Here is a 19,544-nt window from a genome sequence, read left to right as displayed (position 1 = left end):
CGAGTCCAATCTTTAGCTAGTTAATTGAGAGCCGTGTTAATGGACAAATTTCGTGTGCAAGGCCCCACCCGCTTAAGTGGTGAAGTAACCATTTCCGGGGCAAAGAACGCCGCGCTTCCTATTCTGTTTGCTGCGCTGCTGGCTGAAGAGCCGGTCGAGATCCAGAATGTGCCAAAGCTGCGCGACATTGATACCACCATGAAGCTGCTGAGCCAGCTGGGTGCGAAGGTGGAACGCAACGGTTCTGTGCATGTCGATGCCAGCGCGGTAGATGTATTTTGTGCGCCTTACGATCTGGTCAAAACTATGCGTGCCTCAATCTGGGCGCTGGGCCCGCTGGTGGCGCGTTTTGGTCAGGGTCAGGTTTCCCTGCCGGGTGGCTGCGCTATCGGCGCGCGTCCGGTTGATCTGCACATTACCGGTCTTGAACAGCTGGGTGCCGAGATCAAGCTGGAAGAGGGCTACGTGAAAGCGTCAGTCAATGGCCGCCTGAAGGGCGCACTGATTGTCATGGACAAAATCAGCGTCGGCGCGACCGTGACCATCATGAGTGCTGCGACGCTGGCGACCGGTACTACCGTGATTGAGAATGCGGCGCGTGAGCCGGAAATTGTCGATACCGCCAACTTCCTTAACACCCTGGGCGCCAGAATCAGTGGTGCAGGCAGCGATAAAATCACCATCGAAGGCGTAGAGCGTCTGGGTGGCGGTGTTTATCGTGTCCTGCCGGATCGTATCGAAACCGGTACCTTCCTGGTGGCTGCCGCCATTTCGGGTGGCAAAGTGATGTGTCACAAAACCCAGCCGGATACGCTGGATGCTGTGCTGGCCAAGCTGCGTGATGCGGGTGCCGATATCGAAACCGGCGAAGACTGGATCAGTCTGGATATGCACGGCAAGCGGCCAACAGCGGTCAACGTGCGCACTGCACCGCATCCAGGTTTCCCGACCGATATGCAGGCGCAGTTCACACTGTTAAACATGGTTGCGGAAGGCACGGGCGTGATTACCGAAACCATCTTCGAAAACCGTTTCATGCATATCCCGGAACTGATTCGTATGGGCGGACATGCTGAGATTGAGAGCAACACGGCGATCTGTCATGGGGTTGAAACCCTGTCAGGTGCGCAGGTGATGGCGACCGATTTGCGTGCGTCTGCCAGCCTGGTTCTGGCCGGTTGTATTGCGGAAGGAACGACGTTCGTTGATCGCATTTATCACATCGATCGTGGCTATGAGCACATCGAAGATAAGCTGAAAGCCATGGGCGCAAACATCGAGCGCGTCAGCGAAGAGTAATCCCGCAGATGCTCTGAAAGAGCCAGCCCCCTTTGGGGGCTGGTTTTTTTTCGCCTGAGGATCGCCTGAGTTTTCAGGCGGTATCGGAATGATCGACAGGCGCCCGGATACGTTTTCTGCGATCCAGCAGGCAGTGGGTCTCGGGATCGTAATAGCGGCTGGGCCAGATCTCACAAGGATGAACCTTGATCGCGTCGGCGATCAACCATTCGCCCTTGGGCCATGGACGCGTGAGCGCATTAGCCAGCGTTGATGAACTGAGACCTGCTGCGCGTGACAGCGCCGCGAGTGTCATTCCACGCTTATGCAGCGCCGCGATAATGTCAGCCGGGTGCCAGTCTTCCATCCTTTTTTGCATATCCTGTTCTCCTTTTCCCTGTCATTGCGTCGTCCCGCAGGACGTGAGCTTTCCTTTTTACCATTATCTGGAAAGATTGAGCTTTTTATAGCAAATATTTCCCATTAGTTTCCAGTAATATTTGGATCCAGCATCTGATCTGTGGGGTGGCATGCAAAAGGAGTGCAACAGCTAAGAGGTAACAAAAAGAAGTGAGAGCAGGGACGTAAAAACGGAGCCTGTCAGGCTCCGTGAGGGATCAGAAATCGCGCTGAACTGACATGTGCGCCAGCGACTCCAGCGCACTGCGCCACGGCGATTCGGGCAGAATACGCAAGGCGTCAATGGCTTTATCCGCTTCCTGTTCGGCGCGGCTGCGCGTCCATTCGAGTGAACCACACTGATTCATCGCTTCCAGTACCGGTTCCAGCAGATGGCGGCCATTTCCCTGCTCAATGGCTTCACGGATCATCTTCGCCTGCTCAGGTGAGCCGTGCTGCATAGCATGCAGCAGTGGCAGCGTGGGTTTGCCTTCACTCAGATCATCGCCGGTATTTTTGCCCAGCGTCTCGCCATCAGCACTGTAATCCAGTAAGTCGTCAATTAACTGGAAAGCGGTGCCCAGATAGCGCCCATAATCCTGTAGCGCTTTTTCCTCTTCAGGTGTGGCTTCAGCCAGTATCGCCGAGGCCTGCGAGGCCGCTTCAAACAGACGCGCGGTCTTGCTGTAAATCACGCGCATGTAGCTCTCTTCGGTGATGTCGGGATCGTTGACGTTCATCAGCTGCAGAACTTCGCCCTCAGCAATCACGTTTACCGCTTCTGACATCAGCGCCAGGATACGCAGCGAACCCATGCTGGTCATCATCTGGAAGGCGCGGGTGTAAATAAAATCACCGACCAGCACGCTTGCCGCATTGCCAAACGCCGCGTTCGCGGTCGCTTTGCCACGACGCATATCGGATTCATCCACCACATCGTCATGCAGCAGCGTGGCGGTGTGGATAAATTCGATCAGCGCCGCATTGGTCACGTGAAGATCGCCCTTGTAGCCCATGGCACGTGCGGATAGCACGGCAATCATGGGACGGATACGCTTGCCCCCACCACTGATGATGTAGTAGCCCAACTGGTTGATGAGCGAGACATCTGAATTCAGCTGGTCGAGGATGGTCTGGTTAACGGCAGCCATATCCTGTGCGGTTAATTCATTAATCTGTTCTAAGTTCATTCGTCTTTTCAGCTATGACTCGTTATCTCTGCCATGGTAAGTGCTTTTACCCAGCCAGCGTTCAGGTAATCTGTTACTGATTGTACTTGAATTTTCTGCCTGAGAAACGGTTGCATTCAGCCTGTGTTTTTTTTCTGCAAGAGTGTGCAAAGTGCTCTTGTCTTCTTCTGGAGTTTTGCGTAGAATTCGCGCCCTATTGTGAATATTTAGCGCGCCGCCTGATGAACTAAAAGGCAAGCGCAGAAGCGGAGTTTTATATGTACGCGGTTTTCCAAAGTGGTGGTAAACAACACCGAGTAAGCGAAGGTCAGACCGTTCGCCTGGAAAAGCTGGACATCGCAACCGGTGAAACGATTGAGTTTGACCAGGTTCTGATGATTGCTAATGGCGAAGACGTGAAAATCGGCGCGCCACTGGTTTCAGGCGGAATGATCAAGGCAGAAGTTGTTGCTCACGGTCGTGGCGAGAAAATTAAGATCGTTAAGTTTCGTCGTCGTAAGCACTACCGTAAGCAAGCAGGCCATCGCCAGTGGTTCACTGATGTGAAAATCACTGGTATCACGGCATAAGAGGAGATCTGACAAATGGCACATAAAAAGGCTGGTGGTTCGACTCGAAATGGTCGTGACTCCAATGCAAAACGTCTGGGTGTAAAACGTTTCGGTGGCGAATCTGTTCTGGCAGGTAGCATCATCGTTCGTCAGCGTGGCACCAAATTCCACGCCGGTACCAATGTAGGTTGTGGTCGTGACCACACCCTGTTTGCTACCGCAGACGGTAAAGTACAGTTCGAAGTTAAAGGTCCGAACAACCGTAAATACATCAGCATCGTTGCTGAGTAAGGTTGTCGTGACGCAGACGTTTAACGTCTGAACGCACGAATTGAAGGCCCCGCAGCTCCTGCGGGGCTTTTTACATTCTGCGGTCTGTTGCGGTAAAAGCGACGCATCACAAAAGTTTGCTGTACACTTTATGTACGCACTGGCGAAAGCCAATCCTGATTTATCCGCCGCTGGTCAGCGCAGAAGACCCTGGCGGACCCGTCTGCAGAGTGCTGCAGGCGATTGTGTGACGGAGATAGAAAATGAAGTTTGTAGATGAAGCGACAATTTTGGTCGTCGCCGGTGATGGCGGTAATGGTTGCGTAAGCTTCCGCCGCGAAAAATATATCCCGAGAGGCGGCCCTGATGGGGGTGATGGCGGTGACGGCGGTGACGTTTATCTGATCGCTGATGAAAACCTCAACACCCTTATCGATTATCGTTTCGAAAAATCTTTCCGCGCCGAGCGTGGGCAGAACGGCCAGAGCCGCGACTGTACTGGCAAACGCGGTAAAGATATCGAAGTTAAAGTGCCGGTCGGCACCCGGGTTATCGATCAGGGTACCGGCGAGACACTGGGCGACATGACGCGTCACGGCCAGAAACTGATGGTCGGCAAAGGCGGCTGGCATGGCCTGGGTAACACCCGCTTTAAATCATCTGTAAACCGCAGTCCGCGCCAGAAAACCATGGGTACCCCAGGTGAAAAGCGCGATCTGCAGCTGGAGCTGATGCTGCTGGCAGATGTCGGGATGCTGGGCTTACCGAATGCCGGTAAATCGACCTTTATCCGTGCCGTATCGGCAGCGAAGCCAAAAGTGGCGGACTATCCGTTTACCACGCTGGTGCCGAGCCTGGGCGTGGTTCGTATGGACAGCGAGCAGAGCTTCGTCGTGGCCGATATCCCTGGCCTGATTGAAGGCGCAGCCGATGGCGCAGGCCTCGGCATTCGCTTCCTGAAGCACCTTGAGCGCTGCCGCGTGTTGCTGCACCTGATCGACATCGACCCCATTGATGAAAGCGATCCGGTTGAAAATGCCCGCATCATTCTCGGCGAGCTGGAAAAGTACAGCGAGAAGCTGTTCAACAAGCCACGCTGGCTGGTCTTCAACAAAATTGATCTGATCAGTGAAGAAGAGGCGCAGTCACGGGCTAAAGCGGTGGCTGAAGCACTGGGCTGGGAAGATAAGTATTACCTGATTTCTGCCGCAAGCCGTACCGGTGTCAACGAACTCTGCTGGGACGTGATGAGCTTCATCAACGCTAACCCGAAAGAAGCGGAGCTTGAAGAGAAGCAGCCGGAGAAAGTGGAGTTCATGTGGGACGATTACCACAAAGAAACCATTGAAAACACGGTTGAAGTGGAAGATGAAGAGTGGGATGACGACTGGGATGATGAAGACGACGAAGGCGTTGAAATTATCTATCAGCGTTAACCGATCGCCTGCTACAGCGTGATATGCAATGCCCCCTTTCAGGCCTGAAAGGGGGCATTGTTCTTTCTGCAGCTAGCTCATCACCGCTACACTCAGTCGCGCACTGCAGCACAGCTGATCCCGACCGTTCCGAATCTCAATCTGCCAGCTCTGACTGCGTTTACCCAGATGCAGTGGACGGCAAATGCCCCGCACCAGACCGGCAGAAACCGCACGATGATGGCTGGCATTCACTTCTACGCCAACCACGCTGCTGCCTTCCTCAACCGCCAGATATCCGGCAATTGAGCCCATCGACTCCGCCAGCACCACGGACGCACCGCCATGCAGCAGCCCGAACGGCTGTTGCGTACGGGCATCCACCGGCATCGTCGCTTCCAGATAATCATCACCTATCAGGGTAAAAACGATACCCAGATGGGCCACCAGAGAGTTCTCACCCAGCGCATTCAGGGCGGGAAGATCAATGGATCGCTTCCAGATCGCTGTCATCATCAGGCTCCCAGGGTTGCGCCACCATCAACCACAATATCCTGCAGCGTCACATGGCTGGCAAGATCCGACGCGAGAAACAGTACAGTGGCCGCAATTTCCTGCGGCTGCGCGATCTTGCCCAGCGGGATACCCAGCTTGAACTGATCCGGGAAGCCGGCAATCATCTCCTGCTCACCCGTCGGTGTGTGCCACAGGCTGCGCTGCATATCGGTGTCGGTGGAACCGGGTGAAACGATGTTGCAGCGCACGCCATAGGGCGCCATCTCCAGACCCACGGTCTGACAGAGACTGCGCAGCGCCGCTTTTGAAGCACCATAAGCGGACATGCCGATACGCGGGGCGTGAGCCGAATTAGACGCGACGGTGACGATGGCACCGGCGCGCTGTTCGCGAAAGCGTGGCAATGTCTGCTGGAACAGATTAAACGCGCCGCCCGCATTGACGTTAAGACACGCCTGCCAGTCGGCAAACGACAGCTCATCGGTGGCACCAATCCGTAAGATACCGGCTGCGTTGACCAGCACATCAATGCGCGGCTGCGCGGCCAATACGCGCTGGCAGATCGTTTTGACCTGCGCCGGATCGGCTACATCCATCGTGTGGCAGGGAAACGGATAATCATGGCCCTTAAAACGTTGATCAAAGGCCTCAACCTGTGCGCCAGCCTGATGAAAGGCTAACGCAGTATGATAGCCGATGCCCTGGCCGGCACCGGTTACCCAGACGATTTTACCGCTGAAGTCGAATGTGTGGCTCATTTCGCCGGCTCCCGCGTCAGCAGCGCCCACCAGCCATCAATGCTCGGATTTTTCGCCAGGCTGACGAAATCGATATCACGATGTACCTGACGCCAGCGTGCCGCCAGCGCCATCACGCGTACTGAGTCCAGACCGTAATCAATCAGGTTTTCATCATCTTCCGGCACCTCATCATCTTCCAGCAGCGGCAGGATCAACGCGCGCAAATCATCTTTGCTGAGTGGCACAGGCATCAGATCGGCGGTCATCACCACTTTTCCGCTACGGCCCGCGGTGTAGGTCAGCGCCATCATATGTTCCTCACGGCTGAAGTCAGCCAGCGCATCGGCCACCATAAACGGCTGAATATTGCGCATAAACGCATCGGTGGCGGTGGTCAGGCAGCCAATATGGGCATAGACGCCGGTGATAATTAGCTGATCGCGGCCCATCTCCTGCAGGATCGACTCCAGCGGCGAGCGGTGAAATGCACTGTAGCGCCATTTGGTCAGGACCTGATCGTCCTCATCCGGTGCCAGCGCATCCACGATCTTCTGCTGATCGGGATGTTTATTCAGGCCCGGTCCCCACATGTCGTTGAGCAGCGCACGATCTTCATCGCTCTGCGCGTTTGGCTGAGCGGTGTAAAACACCGGAATACCCTGCGCTTTGCAGTAGCGACGCAGGCGGGCAATATTGTCGACTACCTGCTCAACCAGCGGGCTATTTTCGCCCCAGAAGTTGAGAAAATAGCGCTGCATATCGTGGATCAGCAGGGCGGCACGGTCCGGCTCCAGCATCCATTTCACTTTGTTGTTGGGCAACTCGGTGGCGGCTGGCAGCGGATAAGAGGTCAGTTGTGGAATAGCCATTGAAAATCTCCGGACAGATCAGGCTTGCGCTTGTTGATCGGCAAGTTGTTGGCGCAGACGTTTTTTGTCCACCTTTCCGACCGCGGTCAGCGGCAGGGCATCTACGCAGGTAATACGGTCGGGCAGCTTAAATTCTGCCACGCCAAGTTCACGCAGGTGACGACGCAGCGCCACCGGTTTAACCGGCTGACGGGTAACGATAAAGGCACAGCTCTTTTCACCCATCAGCTCGTCGCTCATGGAGACCAGCGCAGCGTGGATCACATCCGCATGGCGCTGCAGCAGGTTTTCGATCTCTTCGGCTGCGATCTTTTCGCCGCCCCGGTTGATCTGATCTTTCTCCCGGCCCTGCACGATGATGTTGCCAGCAGGCGTGATCTCAATCAGATCGCCAGAGCAGTAAAAGCCCTGGTCATCGAAGCTGGCGGCGTTATGTTCCGGGCTGTTGTAGTAGCCGCGGAAGGTATAAGGACCACGCGTCATCAGGCGACCGATGGAGCCTGCTGGCAATGGATTACCCTGATCGTCGGCGACCCACACCTCGTCATCCGGGGAGATCGGGCGTCCCTGCGTGGTGAGAATGGTCTGCTCATCGTCATCCAGTCGGGTGTAGTTCACCAGACCTTCCGCCATACCAAATACCTGCTGCAGTGTGCAGCCGATCTCGTTCTGGATGCGCGCGGCCAGCGTTTCGCCCAGCTTTGCGCCACCGACCTGAATGCGTTGCAGCGAGGCCAGCGCGGCATTGCTGCCCCATTCCTGAATCGCCTGCAGCCAGAGACTGGCGGCGGGCGGAACCAGGCCGGTATCGGTGACCTGATGCTTTTCAATCAACGGGAAGCAGAGCGTTGCGCTGGGATCGGCGGCTAAGATCACCTGTCCGCCCGCGTAAAAAACGCCCAGCGCGCCCGGCGAACTCATCGGGAAGTTATGCGCGGCGGGCAGGGCGATCAGGTAGCGGGTGTCGGCGGTAACATCGCAGATAACGTCACTCTCACGGATGCTGTAGTAGTAATCATTATGGGTACGTGGGATCAGTTTCGGTGTACCGGTACTGCCACCCGACAGCTGGAAAAAGGCGACTTCATCGCCTGCGGTCGGGGTTGCGATGAAGTTGCCCGCGGGTTCAGCCAGCAGGGCGTCGAGGCTGTTTTCCGTCTGAGCGTCATTACGCAGGATCACCTGTTGGAGTGAACGCTGATCGCGGCGAAGTTGCGCAATAAACGCATCATCGGCGAACAGTGCGTGGCTGCGATCGGCAATTAACAGGCTCGGCGAGATCTGACTGGCATAGGCGGCCAGTTCGGTGCGCTGATGGCTGAACAGGGCGTTAACCGGGGCAACGCCGATTTTGAACAGGGCAAACAGCGTCAGGTAAAATTCCGCCACGTTGCCAAGCTGCACCAGCGCCGTATCGCCTGACTTCAGGCCGCGACGCTGCAATGCCGCGGCCAGGTTGTCACTCAGCGCCGCCAGCTGGCGATAGGTAAATTGTCGTTCGCCATCAATCACCGCCACGCTCTCGCTGTCGCGATGACGTTCCAGGATGTCGGTCATCGGCAGATCGAGCCAGTAGCCTTTTTCACGGTAACGTGCGGCCAGATCGTCCGGCCAGCGGCTGTAGGAAATCGTCATACAGGTTCCTTTATTGCAGTCCAAAAGCGCGAAGCATGGTGTCGAGTTTGACGCCGGTTTCACGCCATTCTGATTCAGGTTGTGAGTCCGCTACGATGCCTGCGCCCGCAAACAGCCGCACCCGCGGGCCATTCACCGTACCGCAGCGAATGGTGACGACCCATTCGCCATTGCCCTGATCGTCACACCAGCCGACGATGCCGCCAAACAGCTGACGTTCAAATGGCTCCAGTCGCTGAATCAGCGCCTGAGCACGCTGATGCGGGAAGCCGCTGAGGGCCGGTGTCGGATGCAGCAGACAGGCCAGTGACAGCGCATTTTCGCGATCGTCCAGCACGTCACCCTGAATCTGCGTAGCGAGATGCCACAGTGTTGCGGTGGTCAGCAGTGAAGGTGTCTCGGGGACCGACAGCAGGCGGCTGCGCGGTTGCAGCGTCGCGCGCATCGCATCCGTGACCAGCTTATGCTCATGACGATCTTTTGCTGAGTGCATCAGGCTGTCGCCAGAGGCCTGGTCACGCTGCGGATCGCGATGACGCGGCGCTGAACCGGCCAGCGGACAGGAGCTGAACTGGCGGCCCTGCTTACGAATCATCAGCTCCGGGCTGGCGCCAACCAGCGCGCCACCATCGGGCAGCGGCAGATGAAAGTGATAGCTGTTAGGGTTCTGCGCCACGATGCGCTGCATCAGGGCGGCCGTATCAACCGGTTGTTCCGCCACGATATCCATCAGCCGCGACAACACCACTTTATCCAGATCGCCGCGCTGCGTAGCCGCCACCGCCTGCGCAACCATGTCAATGAAAATGTCATGGTCCGGCACCGCCGTGCGGCGACGCACCTGCGGCAGTTCAGCCTCAGCCAGAGAGGCACTGGCGTTGAGATCGTCACGGTTAAAGGTCTGATACGACTCAGGGATAAACAGCGCAGCGGGCTGATCCACGTCGAAGGGGATTGCACCCACCAGAATGGGATGGGCAATGCCCTGTTTTCTGGCTGAAGCAAAATGGTGCTGTAGTTGCTGCTGAAACTCCCCTGTCAGCTGCTCACCCTGCCTCACCGGCGCGGTAAGGGTAGTAAAACAGCCCTGTGTGGTCAGGCTTTGCCAGGGAGAGGTAAACAGAAAGCCACGGCAGAGTGCCGGGAAATCCTGCAACAAGGGATGTTCAAACGCCAGCGATTCCACCATAATTTCCACCTATAAATGATAAGATAACTAATAATGATTATCATTTGTATTGTGGGCCAGTAACCTACGTTGATTAGCCGAAAGTGTCAATAATTACGCGGCGATTCAGCTGGCATGGCCGGTTAAATCAGCACAAATGGTCTCTCTCTTTTTCCGGGTAAAAGTGGACGAAAATCTATGAGTAAACATGGTGTCACATCGGCGATAGCGCTGTTTTTCCTGAGCATCAGCCTGTTCAGTGTTACCGCTGCTGCCCAGACCGGCTGGCCGCGAACTGTCGCCGGGGCAACAGGCAATATCACGCTGACCCAGGCACCGATGCGCATTGTTTCGACCAGCGTTACCCTGACCGGCTCGCTGCTGGCGATTGATGCGCCGGTCGTCGCCAGTGGCGCAACCGCACCCGGCAGTCGGCTGGCTGATAAGCAGGGATTCTTCCGTCAGTGGGGCGAAGTGGCCAAACAGCGCGGCGTAAAACGTCTCTACATTGGTGAGCCCAGTGCAGAAGCGATTGCTGCTGAAGCGCCAGACCTGATTGTGGTCAGCGCCACCGGGAATGATTCGGCGATCAAACTGGTCGATCAGCTTGCGGCGATTGCGCCGGTGCTGGTGGTGAATTACGACGATAAAAGCTGGCAGCAACTGGTGACGTTGCTGGGTGAGGCGACCGGGCATGAAGCGGAAGCTGCCGCCCGGAAAGCTGAGTTTGATGCGCGAGAAAAGGCTCTGAAAGCGAAGCTGACCCTGCCGCCGCAGCCGGTTTCAGCGATGGTGTGGAACGGGGATGGCCGGGCAGTCAATCTGTGGACGGATGCGTCGGCGCAGGGGAAATTACTGCAGCAACTGGGCTTCACCCTGGCGACGCCGCCGGCCACGCTTCAGGCTGGTCACAGCATGGGACAGCGTAAAGATATCCTGCAACTGTCAGGAGAAAATCTGGCGGCAGGCCTTAATGGTCAATCATATCTGCTGTTTGCCGCCGAAGAGCCCACCGCCGCACAGGTGATGAGCAACCCTTTCCTGGCGCAGACCCCAGCGGTGCGCGCAAAAGCGGTCTATGCGCTGGGGCTGGATAGCTTCCGGCTCGACTACTACAGCGCCAGCAATTTGCTGACGCGGCTGGAGACGCTGTTCGTTAAATCATGATCCCGTTTCCGCCGGTGCAGGCGGTTGATAGCGACGCAGACGCGCCATCAGCAGCCACATGACGATGCCCAGCACGGTGGCTGCCAGACCAGCCAGGCTGGCCGCCTGCTGCGGCAACAGCAGTGAACCCATCGCGCCAATCATCGCTGCACCTATCGCATCGCCGGTGACATTCTGCGCTGTCCAGAGGCTGTTGATCCTGCCGAGCAGCGCATCAGGCGTCAGCGTCTGGATCATCGCGTACTGCACCAGGCTGTTGATGGCACTGAAATAGCCAAAGACCGCGAGGCAGACCAGACTCGCGCTGAACCACGGCATCAGGCTGAACAGAGCCAGCGCGACGAAAGCAGCAATAGCACTCGCCAGAATCAGGCGGCCCGGCTGCGGTGACTGTGCCAGCCGTCCGCTGGTGAGGGCACCTGTGGCAGCACCCAGCGGAACGGCGGCATACATCAGCCCTAACTCCGTCACGCCGACCTGCCAGTGTGGCGCCAGCGCCGGATAGAGCACGCGCACCGCACTGGCTAACGTCACCAGCGCGCCGACCAGCGCCGCCATGCCAACAATCGGGCTGGCAAACAGGAATTGCACGCCGCTGGCCAGTGCTTTCAGCGGATGTTCACGCGGCTGCGGCGGTGGCGCCAGCCGCGGCAACCGCAGCAGGGTTAACACCGTCAGCAACGTGCCGAACGCCGCCAGTCCGTAGTTCCACGCCACACCGCCCTGCGCGATGACCAGTCCGGCAATGGCGGGAGAAAGAATCGCGCCAAATCGCACCGTCAGCATGGTGATCGCACCTGCTTTCATCAGATTTTCACGCCCGACCAGCGCCGGCGTCGCCGCCAGCAGCGCGGTGACGCCTATCGCGCCGAAAAAACCATCCCACAGTCCCAGCACAAAGACGGCGATCACCGACGGCGAAGGGAGCAGGGCATTGATGCATAAGGCGACAAAGCCCAGGCCACAGGTGGATCGGGCAAACAGGATCAGACGTCGGCGCTCATAGCGATCCGCCAGCACGCCGCCGGTCAGCAGGCCGATAAACATGCCGGCACCGGCCAGCGTCACCGCCAGCCCCACCAGCAGCGGCGACTGCGTTAGCTGCTGAATCTGAACCGGTACCGCCACCGCCAGCATGCCGAGGGCGACGATGGAGATAAAGCGGGCGATAAAAATGGCGCGAAAGGCGGGGTGGGTTCTCAGCAGGCTGAGATCGATAAAGTGGGAGGGTTTGTTCATAACGTCGCTTTTTTGCACCCATTTTCCTCATCATTGAGTCCGGGAGTCATGGTAACATACAAAAAATCACTAATAACGATAACAAGTATCATTATCATAATGACTCGTGCTGCGATCTCAATGAATCGGTGAAGGTTTAAACGTTATGCGTCAACTTCGTGCAATAGCAGGTTCAGGGATGCTGCTGTTGTTGCTTCTCGTGCTCAGCCTGATGCTGGGTGCCAAATCTATCCCCTTTCATGATGTCACGCAGGCCTTATTCAGCGACTGTAACCGCGTCGATTGTGTCATCGTGCGCGATGCCCGACTGCCGCGCACCCTGGCGGGTCTGCTGTCCGGGATCAGTTTAGGTCTGGCGGGCGCGCTGATGCAGAGCCTGACGCGCAATCCGCTGGCCGATCCCGGCATTCTCGGTATCAACGCCGGTGCAGGCTTTGCGGTAGTGCTGGGCATCGCCCTGTCTGGCGCTGACTCCCCCGCGGACTGGCTTGGCTTTGCCTTTACGGGCGCACTGCTGGCCTCCCTGCTGGTGGCGCTGACCGGCGCGCTGGGCGGTGGCCGCGTTAATCCGGTGCGTCTGACGCTGGCAGGCGTGGCGCTGGGCGCGGTGCTGGAGGGGTTAACCTCTGGTTTATCGCTGCTCAATCCTGACATCTACGATCATCTGCGTTTCTGGCACAGTGGCTCGCTGGATATCCGCAATTTTGCCATTCTGCGCACCACCTTTCCGGCGGTAGTCGCCGGTAGCCTGCTGGCGCTGCTGCTGGCGCGTTCGCTCAACAGCCTGAGTATGGGCGGTGATATGGCGACCGCGCTGGGTACCCGGGTGATGCGTACCCAGCTGGTGGGATTACTGGCTATTGCGCTGCTGAGTGGGGCGGCGACAGCCGCTGTCGGCCCCATCGCGTTTGTCGGCTTAATGACGCCACATCTGGCCCGCTGGCTGCTGGGTAACGATCATCGCTGGATGCTGCCCGGAACTCTTCTTATCACCCCCTGTTTGCTGCTGGCCGCCGATATTCTGGGACGGCTGCTGGTACAGGGCGAACTGCGCGTGTCGATTGTCACGGCCATACTGGGCGCGCCGATGCTGATTGTGCTGGTGCGCCGCAAGTCGGGAAGAGGGCAGCTATGAAACGGGTGATGATTAATGCGCTGATGCTGCTGGTGGCCTGCGGGGTGCTGACCTTTCTGAGCATTACGCGCGGCACCTTACCGATCTCCGCCAGCCAGTTGTGGGCCCTTATCAACGGCGAGGCGGCGCGTAACATACAGCTGATTGTACTGGAGTGGCGACTGCCGCGCGTCATGATGGCGCTGCTGATTGGTGCGGCACTGGGCGTCAGCGGGGCAATTTTTCAGTCGCTGCTGCGCAACCCGCTGGGCAGCCCCGATATTCTGGGTTTCAATACCGGCGCTTACAGCGGCGTCCTGGTGGCACTGGTGCTGTTCCAGCAAAACATGGAGGGCATGACGCTGGCGGCACTGCTTGGCGGACTGCTCACGGCGGGCGTGGTCTGGCTGTTCAGCTGGCGCAACGGCGTGGAGACCTTTCGTCTGATCATTGTGGGCATCAGCGTGCGGGCGCTGCTGATGGCGCTGAACAGCTGGCTGATTATCAGCGCCTCACTGGAGGCGGCACTGAGCGCCGGGCTCTGGAGCGCCGGTTCACTCAACGGCATTACCTGGGCGAAAACGACGCCGGTGATTATCGTGCTGCTGCTGGCGCTGCTGGCGACAAGCATGCTGGCCCGGCGCATGCGTCTGCTGGAGATGGGTGACGACACCGCCTGCGCGCTGGGCGTACCGGTTGAACGCAGCCGCGTTTTGCTGATGCTGACGGGCGTGATCCTCACCGCCGCCTCTACCGCGCTGGTCGGTCCTGTCTCCTTTATTGCACTGCTGGCACCGCAGATTGCTCGTCGGCTATGTGGCGGTATCAAAGGCGCGCTGCCGCTGGCTGCCTTGTGCGGCGCGCTGCTGTTAACCGCCGCGGATTACGCCGCGCAGCACTTTTTCCTGCCTTATCAGCTGCCGGTTGGCGTCATCACGGTTAGCCTGGGCGGACTCTATCTGATTGCTCTACTGGTACGGGAGGCGCGACGCCAATGACAGTGAAAACACGTTTGCAGGGCGACGCGCTGACGCTGGGGTATGACAAAAAAATCGTGGCGGAGAATCTCACCGTCGCGATCCCCGACGGTGAACTGACCGTTATTATTGGCCCAAATGCCTGTGGAAAGTCGACGCTGCTGCGTACCTTATGCCGCCTGGTCTCGCCCCTGAAAGGCCAGGTGCTGCTGGATGGCAATGCGATTGCTCACTACGCTACCAAAGAGGTGGCGCGCCGGCTGGGGCTGCTACCGCAAAGCTCGAATGCACCAGCGGGCATCAGCGTCAGCGAACTGGTCGCGCGCGGGCGTTATCCGCACCAGTCGCTGTTTGGTCGCTGGCGACAGGAAGATGAGACGGCTGTTCAGCAGGCAATGCAGGCTACCGGCGTGGCAGGTTTGGCGCAGCAGCAGGTTGATACGCTCTCTGGCGGCCAGCGGCAGCGGGTGTGGATTGCGATGGTGCTGGCTCAGCAGACGCCACTGTTGCTGCTGGATGAACCGACCACCTGGCTCGACATCGCCCATCAGATTGAGTTGCTGGAATTAATGCAGGATCTCAATCAGCAGCATGGCCGTACGCTGGTGGTGGTGTTGCACGATCTCAATCAGGCGTGCCGCTATGCCAGCCACCTGATTGCGATGCGAGACGGGAAAATCATTGCCGAAGGGAAACCGGCGGAGATCGTCACGCCGGAACTGATAGAAGCGATCTACGGCCTGCGCTGCATCATCATTAACGATCCGGTGGCCGGTACGCCGATGATTGTGCCGCTGGGAAGAGGCTGACCTGCGCTTTCTCCACCCGAAGAAAGCGCAAAGTCAGAACGGTTCAGGGATTCAGCGACGCCAGGCACTGCTGCAGTCGTGGCCCAATCTGTTCGAACATGCGCGGTGAGATGATCTCGACGTGCGCACAGTCCAGCGGCCAGATAGTCAGCTCGCCGACATAGGGCGCCCAGGCGCGGCGCGCATCCTGACCGGGCTGCTGCGTCTGTTCCGCCAGGAACAGAGTTGCGTGTCCGGTGAAACGGGCACTGCGCGCTGTTGCCAGCAGGCGCACCGAACTGGCGTAGTTGGCTTCAATGGTGGTAAACAGTGCCTCCATTCCTTCACCGGCCTGCTGCCGTTGCGCAGCGATAAACTGCTCGCGCTCACGATTAACCTCTTCCAGCACCGCCGGATCCAGCACGTTTTCACCGCGCCGTTCATCCCAGTTCTGCGTCTCCGGCGGCCAGGTATCCAGCAGTCCGAGGAAGGCAACGGTTTCACCTTCGGCCTCCAGCCGCGCGGCGATACCCTGGGCCAGCGTGCCGCCCAGCGAGTAGCCCAGGAAATAGTAAGGCCCCTGTGGCTGCTGCTGACGCACCGTCGCCAGATGCGCCTTACACACCGCGTCAAGGTGCTGCGCCTGGTTCAGCGGGCTGGCGGTGTCGGGTGACTGAATGCCGAGTAGCGACCAGCGTGCATCCAGATAGCGCTGCAACACGCTGAACTGCCAGGCAAAACCGGAGGCGGGATGGAAGCAGAACAGCGTTGGGCCAGTGCCGCGTCGCAAGGGTAATACCGCTTCAAATCCGGCACGAGCCACATCCGCTGGCTCGCTGCTGAGCAGTTTCGCCAGCTTTTCTACCGTGGATGCCACCATGATCTGGCCCACTGACACAGGCTGATTCAGCGTCCGGCGCAGCTGTGCTGCCAGCCGCATCGCCAGCAGCGAGTGGCCGCCCAGCGAGAAGAAATCATCCTGGGCGCTCACCGGTTCGCACTCCAGCAGCCTGGCAAACGCCTGTGCCAGTGTCGTTTCGAGTCCGGGATGCGGCGCGCGACCAGCCAGCGCTGCCTGCGTTTGCGGCAGCGGCAGCGCTTTGCGATCCAGTTTACCGTTGCTGCTGAGCGGTAACGCCGCCAGCTGAACAATCGCCACCGGCACCATATGCGCCGGTAACTGTGTGGCCAGAGTCTGACGCATTGCGTCGGTATCGATCGAGCCATCAGCCACCACATAGCCGACCAGCTGGCGGGCATCGCCCTGCTGATCGCTGCTGCTCCCCAGCACCACCGCATGTGTGACGGCCTGCTCAATGCCAGGTAGCGCAGCCATGGCGTGGTCGATCTCGTTTAGCTCGATACGCTGTCCGCGAATTTTAAGCTGATCGTCGCTGCGGCCCAGATACTCCACCGCACCATCCGGCAGCCAGCGCGCCACATCACCAGTGCGGTACATCCGGGAGCCGTGACCCCACGGATCGGCGACAAACCGGCTGGCAGTAAGGTCGGGACGATCAAGATAGCCATGTGCCAGCTGCACGCCGGTCAGATAGAGATCGCCAGCCACGCCCGGTGGCACCGGCTGCAGACGCGCATCCAGAATCCGTAAGCCGGTGTTCCAGACCGGGAAGCCAATCGGCACGCTGGCCCCTTCGATGGCCGCCAGCTCCGGGCCAAAGGCCGGATAGTAGCTGACATCAACCGCCGCTTCGGTCGGGCCATAAAGATTATGCAAGGGCACCCGGGTCAGCGCCTGCCACTGGCGCGATAACTCTGCGGGCAGCGCTTCGCCGCTACAGAAAACCCGGCGCAGGGTGGCGCAGCGCGCTATCGCGTCACCTTCCTGCAGCGAAGCGACAAAAGCAGCCAGCATCGACGGAACAAAATGGGTGGTGGTCACGCGGTAGCGGGCAAACAGCTGCTGCAGCGCGTCCGGGTCGCGATGAGCATCGGGCGGAGCCATCACCAGCCGTGCGCCGACGATAAGCGGCCAGAAGAACTCCCATACCGAAACATCAAAGCTGCTCGGGGTTTTCTGCAACACCACATCATCGCTGCCGAGCGGATAGCGATCCTGCATCCATAACAGACGGTTGACGATCGCCTCATGACTGACCAGCACCCCTTTTGGCCGGCCGGTCGAGCCGGAGGTATAGATGATGTATGCGCCATCCTGTGGACGCGGGGCCTGCATCAGCACGCTATCAACGGGTGTTAACAGCGCGTCGTAAAACAGCGGCGCGACGGGTGAGAGTGCCGCCAGCCGCTCGGCCAGTGCACGACAGGTGATCAGCGTTTTCGGCGCGGCATCTTCCAGCATCATCTGTAACCGATCGTCCGGGTAGCCGGTATCAAGCGGCAGCCAGGTTGCCCCCACGCTGACGATCGCCTGCAGCGCCAGCGATAAAAAGACCGAACGCGGCAGCGCTACGGCGACGATATCACCCGGCGTCACTCCCTGCGCAATCAACTGTTGCCCCAGTGCGGCGACCTGCTGCTGCATCTGTTGATAGTCAAGCTGATGCCCCTCATCTGCCAGTGCCGGAGCGCGCGGCGAACGCTGTGCCTGACGGAGCAGCAGGCTACTCAGGGTTTCTGCAGGCAGCATTACGGCAGTCTGGTTGATCGCCGCGAGCTGCTGATGCTCTTCCGGCATCAGCATATCCAGCTCGCCACAGGCACTGGCTGGCCGGACGGCAAGCTGCTGAAGCAGCAGGCCAAAGCGGCTGGCGTGTTGCTTTAGCGTTGTGTCGCTGTAGCGCTGTGCATTAGCCAGTAGCTCCAGCGTCAGGTCGCCCTGTTCGCTGAGGTAGATAGCAATCTCCAGATCGCGTACCGGTCCTGACGCCAGCTGATGGGTTATGCCTTTGATGCCAGCGAAATCGAGCTGGTAATCAAACATCTTCAGGTTGATTACCGGCCCATAGAGCGGATCGCTGTCGCCGGAGCGACCCAGATCGCGCTGCACCTGTTCAGCGTCGTAGCGCTGATGGCGACGCATTTTTTTGACTTCGCCCGCCAGACGCCCGGCCAGTGCCGTCAGCGGCTGTGCCGGATCGTAATGCACCGCCATTGGTAGCACGTTAATCACCGGACCGGTGGCGCAGAGCGCGGCCGAGCCGATGCGGCGCATAAAGATGAAACCGGCGGCGAACGCATGCTGGCCGGTGAGGCGCGCCAGCCATAAGGCCACCAGCGCAAAGGCGGTATCTGCGGCGCTGAGGTTTTGCTGCCCGGTGTGCGTCAGCAAAGCCTGAAACGTGTCGCGATCCACGGCAAACGTGTGGCGCAGCAGGTCGGTACTGGCGCTCTGACCGGCCAGCGGCAGAGCGGACAACGAGGCGGGCGCAGGTAACTGCGCCCCTTTCTCCAGCCAGAACTGGCGATCGCGCTGCCAGCCCGAAGATTGCTGATAGCGCTGATATTCATCAACGACGTCGCTGAACGGCACGAACGGGCTTGGCTCCGGCGTGTCGCCGCGCTGCCAGGCGCTGTAGAGATTGGCGATACGGCGGGTCAGGGCGGTGAAACTAAAACCATCGACCACCAGATGATGGTATCGCTGATACCAGTACCAGTGATCCTCATCCAGCCGAAACAGGCTGTGATGGTAGAGCGGCGCGCCGCTCAGCACCCGCAGATCGCCGGTCATATCCTGCTGCATCAGCGCACGTGCTTCGGCCTCCGGATCGGCGGCGTCGCGCAGATCGACCACCTCAGGCTCGCGGAAAGCCTGGGGTTCAGGCCACTGTAGCGGTTCACCCTCCAGCTCGCCAAAGGCCATATTCAGTGTGTCCGCTTCCTGCATGCCAGCAATTATGGCCCGTGATAACAGCGCGCTGTTCAGCGCACCGCGCAGTTCGACAAAATGCGCCACGGCGTAAGCATTGGAATAGGGCGATAGCTGGTCAGCGATCCAGATTCCGGGCTGAGCGGCCACCAGCGGCAGCGTTTTTTGTTCTGTCTGCGGGTTGAGGGTGATCTCAGACATTTTCGCCTCTGTCCTGCGTCATAACCGGACGGATATCGTGCCAGTTTTCATTCAGCCAGCTCAGACAGTCAGCCTGTGGCCCGGGACCAAACACCGGCTGCCATCCTGCCGGAATCGCACAAAAGGCGGGCCATAAGCTGTACTGCTGCTGATCGTTCTTCAGCACCTGACAATCCTGTTGCGGATCGTCGAAAGGGTTAAGTTGTTGCATGTCGGTCTCCTGTCCGCAGTCAC

The 19,544-nt window shown here is 58.8% G+C and carries 18 protein-coding genes; 8 read left to right on the top strand and 10 right to left on the bottom strand.

All coding sequences use genetic code 11. The features are described from left to right. Window positions 1-39: 39 nt before the first annotated feature. Window positions 40-1,299: a UDP-N-acetylglucosamine 1-carboxyvinyltransferase gene (gene murA, locus OK409_RS12370; protein ID WP_264367118.1), complete on the top strand. Its 1,260-nt coding sequence runs from the start codon at window positions 40-42 to the stop codon at window positions 1,297-1,299. A gap of 73 nt (window positions 1,300-1,372) precedes the next feature. On the opposite strand, the gene OK409_RS12365 is transcribed toward murA, so the two are convergent. Together OK409_RS12365 and ispB are read right to left on the bottom strand one after the other, a co-directional pair. Continuing rightward, on the bottom strand, window positions 1,373-1,657 hold the full coding sequence (locus OK409_RS12365; RefSeq protein WP_022625265.1) for a helix-turn-helix domain-containing protein: 285 nt from the start codon (window positions 1,655-1,657) through the stop codon (window positions 1,373-1,375). A gap of 238 nt (window positions 1,658-1,895) precedes the next feature. After that, window positions 1,896-2,867, bottom strand: coding sequence for an octaprenyl diphosphate synthase (ispB, locus tag OK409_RS12360; protein ID WP_031592018.1), 972 nt, complete (start codon window positions 2,865-2,867; stop codon window positions 1,896-1,898). 257 nt (window positions 2,868-3,124) lie between these two features. Between ispB and rplU the strand changes: the two genes are divergently transcribed. The 3 genes from rplU (at window position 3,125) to cgtA (ending at window position 5,124) form a co-directional block, all read left to right on the top strand. After that, window positions 3,125-3,436: a 50S ribosomal protein L21 gene (rplU, locus tag OK409_RS12355; protein ID WP_008925416.1), complete on the top strand. Its 312-nt coding sequence runs from the start codon at window positions 3,125-3,127 to the stop codon at window positions 3,434-3,436. Between the two features lie 15 nt (window positions 3,437-3,451). Beyond that, on the top strand, window positions 3,452-3,709 hold the full coding sequence (gene rpmA / locus OK409_RS12350) for a 50S ribosomal protein L27 (RefSeq protein ID WP_003851093.1): 258 nt from the start codon (window positions 3,452-3,454) through the stop codon (window positions 3,707-3,709). 242 nt (window positions 3,710-3,951) lie between these two features. Beyond that, window positions 3,952-5,124 (top strand): Obg family GTPase CgtA, encoded by a 1,173-nt coding sequence (cgtA, locus tag OK409_RS12345; protein WP_003851092.1) that lies wholly within the window; start codon window positions 3,952-3,954, stop codon window positions 5,122-5,124. Between the two features lie 72 nt (window positions 5,125-5,196). On the opposite strand, the gene OK409_RS12340 is transcribed toward cgtA, so the two are convergent. The 5 genes from OK409_RS12340 to OK409_RS12320 are packed head-to-tail and all read right to left on the bottom strand — an operon-like array spanning window position 5,197 to window position 10,052. After that, entirely contained in the window at window positions 5,197-5,616 is a 420-nt protein-coding gene (locus OK409_RS12340; RefSeq protein ID WP_029519501.1) for a hotdog fold thioesterase, read from the bottom strand. A gap of 2 nt (window positions 5,617-5,618) precedes the next feature. Next, the gene (dhbA, locus tag OK409_RS12335) at window positions 5,619-6,377 is read right to left on the bottom strand and encodes a 2,3-dihydro-2,3-dihydroxybenzoate dehydrogenase (protein WP_033759623.1); all 759 of its coding nucleotides are present in this window, start codon (window positions 6,375-6,377) and stop codon (window positions 5,619-5,621) included. Next, window positions 6,374-7,228, bottom strand: a complete 855-nt coding sequence (locus OK409_RS12330) for an isochorismatase family protein (RefSeq protein WP_052271178.1) — start codon at window positions 7,226-7,228, stop codon at window positions 6,374-6,376. The genes dhbA and OK409_RS12330 overlap by 4 nt, the downstream gene beginning before the upstream one ends. 18 nt (window positions 7,229-7,246) lie before the next feature. After that, entirely contained in the window at window positions 7,247-8,863 is a 1,617-nt protein-coding gene (locus OK409_RS12325; protein WP_052271177.1) for a (2,3-dihydroxybenzoyl)adenylate synthase, read from the bottom strand. 10 nt (window positions 8,864-8,873) lie between these two features. Further along, entirely contained in the window at window positions 8,874-10,052 is a 1,179-nt protein-coding gene (locus OK409_RS12320; protein ID WP_033769492.1) for an isochorismate synthase, read from the bottom strand. Window positions 10,053-10,229: 177 nt separating this feature from the next. On the opposite strand from OK409_RS12320, the gene fepB reads away from it, so the two are divergent. Beyond that, on the top strand, window positions 10,230-11,198 hold the full coding sequence (gene fepB / locus OK409_RS12315; protein WP_031592025.1) for a Fe2+-enterobactin ABC transporter substrate-binding protein: 969 nt from the start codon (window positions 10,230-10,232) through the stop codon (window positions 11,196-11,198). On the opposite strand, the gene entS is transcribed toward fepB, so the two are convergent. Further along, window positions 11,193-12,437, bottom strand: a complete 1,245-nt coding sequence (gene entS, locus OK409_RS12310; RefSeq protein WP_192033837.1) for an enterobactin transporter EntS — start codon at window positions 12,435-12,437, stop codon at window positions 11,193-11,195. The two genes, fepB and entS, sit on opposite strands and share 6 nt — an antisense overlap. A 145-nt stretch (window positions 12,438-12,582) precedes the next feature. Between entS and fepD the strand changes: the two genes are divergently transcribed. Genes fepD through OK409_RS12295 form a run of 3 tightly spaced genes read left to right on the top strand, consistent with a single transcriptional unit; the run spans window position 12,583 to window position 15,337 of the window. Continuing rightward, entirely contained in the window at window positions 12,583-13,572 is a 990-nt protein-coding gene (gene fepD, locus OK409_RS12305) for a Fe(3+)-siderophore ABC transporter permease (RefSeq protein WP_250488948.1), read from the top strand. Further along, window positions 13,569-14,549, top strand: a complete 981-nt coding sequence (gene fepG, locus OK409_RS12300) for an iron-enterobactin ABC transporter permease (RefSeq protein WP_124889628.1) — start codon at window positions 13,569-13,571, stop codon at window positions 14,547-14,549. Before fepD ends, fepG begins: the two co-directional genes overlap by 4 nt. Next, entirely contained in the window at window positions 14,546-15,337 is a 792-nt protein-coding gene (locus OK409_RS12295; RefSeq protein WP_264367117.1) for an ATP-binding cassette domain-containing protein, read from the top strand. Before fepG ends, OK409_RS12295 begins: the two co-directional genes overlap by 4 nt. A gap of 43 nt (window positions 15,338-15,380) precedes the next feature. Here the strand turns inward: OK409_RS12295 and OK409_RS12290 are convergent, their stop codons facing one another. Continuing rightward, on the bottom strand, window positions 15,381-19,310 hold the full coding sequence (locus tag OK409_RS12290; protein WP_264367116.1) for an enterobactin synthase subunit F: 3,930 nt from the start codon (window positions 19,308-19,310) through the stop codon (window positions 15,381-15,383). Next, window positions 19,303-19,521, bottom strand: coding sequence for an MbtH family protein (locus OK409_RS12285; protein WP_060681688.1), 219 nt, complete (start codon window positions 19,519-19,521; stop codon window positions 19,303-19,305). Before OK409_RS12285 ends, OK409_RS12290 begins: the two co-directional genes overlap by 8 nt. Between the last annotated feature and the right edge of the window lie 23 nt (window positions 19,522-19,544).

The organism is Pantoea sp. RG18, assembly GCF_025910075.1.
Classification (GTDB): Bacteria; Pseudomonadota; Gammaproteobacteria; order Enterobacterales; family Enterobacteriaceae; genus Pantoea; species Pantoea agglomerans.
The sequence above is the reverse complement of the archived record's forward strand: the minus strand, read 5'-3'. Positions and strand labels throughout refer to the sequence as shown.

What these genes read in the sequence shown, in the direction of transcription:
- OK409_RS12285 (WP_060681688.1), bottom strand. Translation starts at nt 19,521, where the DNA reads ATGCAACAACTTAACCCTTTCGACGATCCGCAACAGGATTGTCAGGTG.
- rplU (WP_008925416.1), top strand. Translation starts at nt 3,125, where the DNA reads ATGTACGCGGTTTTCCAAAGTGGTGGTAAACAACACCGAGTAAGCGAA.
- OK409_RS12295 (WP_264367117.1), top strand. Translation starts at nt 14,546, where the DNA reads ATGACAGTGAAAACACGTTTGCAGGGCGACGCGCTGACGCTGGGGTAT.
- OK409_RS12320 (WP_033769492.1), bottom strand. Translation starts at nt 10,052, where the DNA reads ATGGTGGAATCGCTGGCGTTTGAACATCCCTTGTTGCAGGATTTCCCG.
- OK409_RS12325 (WP_052271177.1), bottom strand. Translation starts at nt 8,863, where the DNA reads ATGACGATTTCCTACAGCCGCTGGCCGGACGATCTGGCCGCACGTTAC.
- cgtA (WP_003851092.1), top strand. Translation starts at nt 3,952, where the DNA reads ATGAAGTTTGTAGATGAAGCGACAATTTTGGTCGTCGCCGGTGATGGC.
- entS (WP_192033837.1), bottom strand. Translation starts at nt 12,437, where the DNA reads ATGAACAAACCCTCCCACTTTATCGATCTCAGCCTGCTGAGAACCCAC.
- OK409_RS12340 (WP_029519501.1), bottom strand. Translation starts at nt 5,616, where the DNA reads ATGACAGCGATCTGGAAGCGATCCATTGATCTTCCCGCCCTGAATGCG.
- murA (WP_264367118.1), top strand. Translation starts at nt 40, where the DNA reads ATGGACAAATTTCGTGTGCAAGGCCCCACCCGCTTAAGTGGTGAAGTA.
- ispB (WP_031592018.1), bottom strand. Translation starts at nt 2,867, where the DNA reads ATGAACTTAGAACAGATTAATGAATTAACCGCACAGGATATGGCTGCC.
- rpmA (WP_003851093.1), top strand. Translation starts at nt 3,452, where the DNA reads ATGGCACATAAAAAGGCTGGTGGTTCGACTCGAAATGGTCGTGACTCC.
- OK409_RS12330 (WP_052271178.1), bottom strand. Translation starts at nt 7,228, where the DNA reads ATGGCTATTCCACAACTGACCTCTTATCCGCTGCCAGCCGCCACCGAG.
- fepG (WP_124889628.1), top strand. Translation starts at nt 13,569, where the DNA reads ATGAAACGGGTGATGATTAATGCGCTGATGCTGCTGGTGGCCTGCGGG.
- dhbA (WP_033759623.1), bottom strand. Translation starts at nt 6,377, where the DNA reads ATGAGCCACACATTCGACTTCAGCGGTAAAATCGTCTGGGTAACCGGT.
- fepD (WP_250488948.1), top strand. Translation starts at nt 12,583, where the DNA reads ATGCGTCAACTTCGTGCAATAGCAGGTTCAGGGATGCTGCTGTTGTTG.
- fepB (WP_031592025.1), top strand. Translation starts at nt 10,230, where the DNA reads ATGAGTAAACATGGTGTCACATCGGCGATAGCGCTGTTTTTCCTGAGC.
- OK409_RS12365 (WP_022625265.1), bottom strand. Translation starts at nt 1,657, where the DNA reads ATGCAAAAAAGGATGGAAGACTGGCACCCGGCTGACATTATCGCGGCG.
- OK409_RS12290 (WP_264367116.1), bottom strand. Translation starts at nt 19,310, where the DNA reads ATGTCTGAGATCACCCTCAACCCGCAGACAGAACAAAAAACGCTGCCG.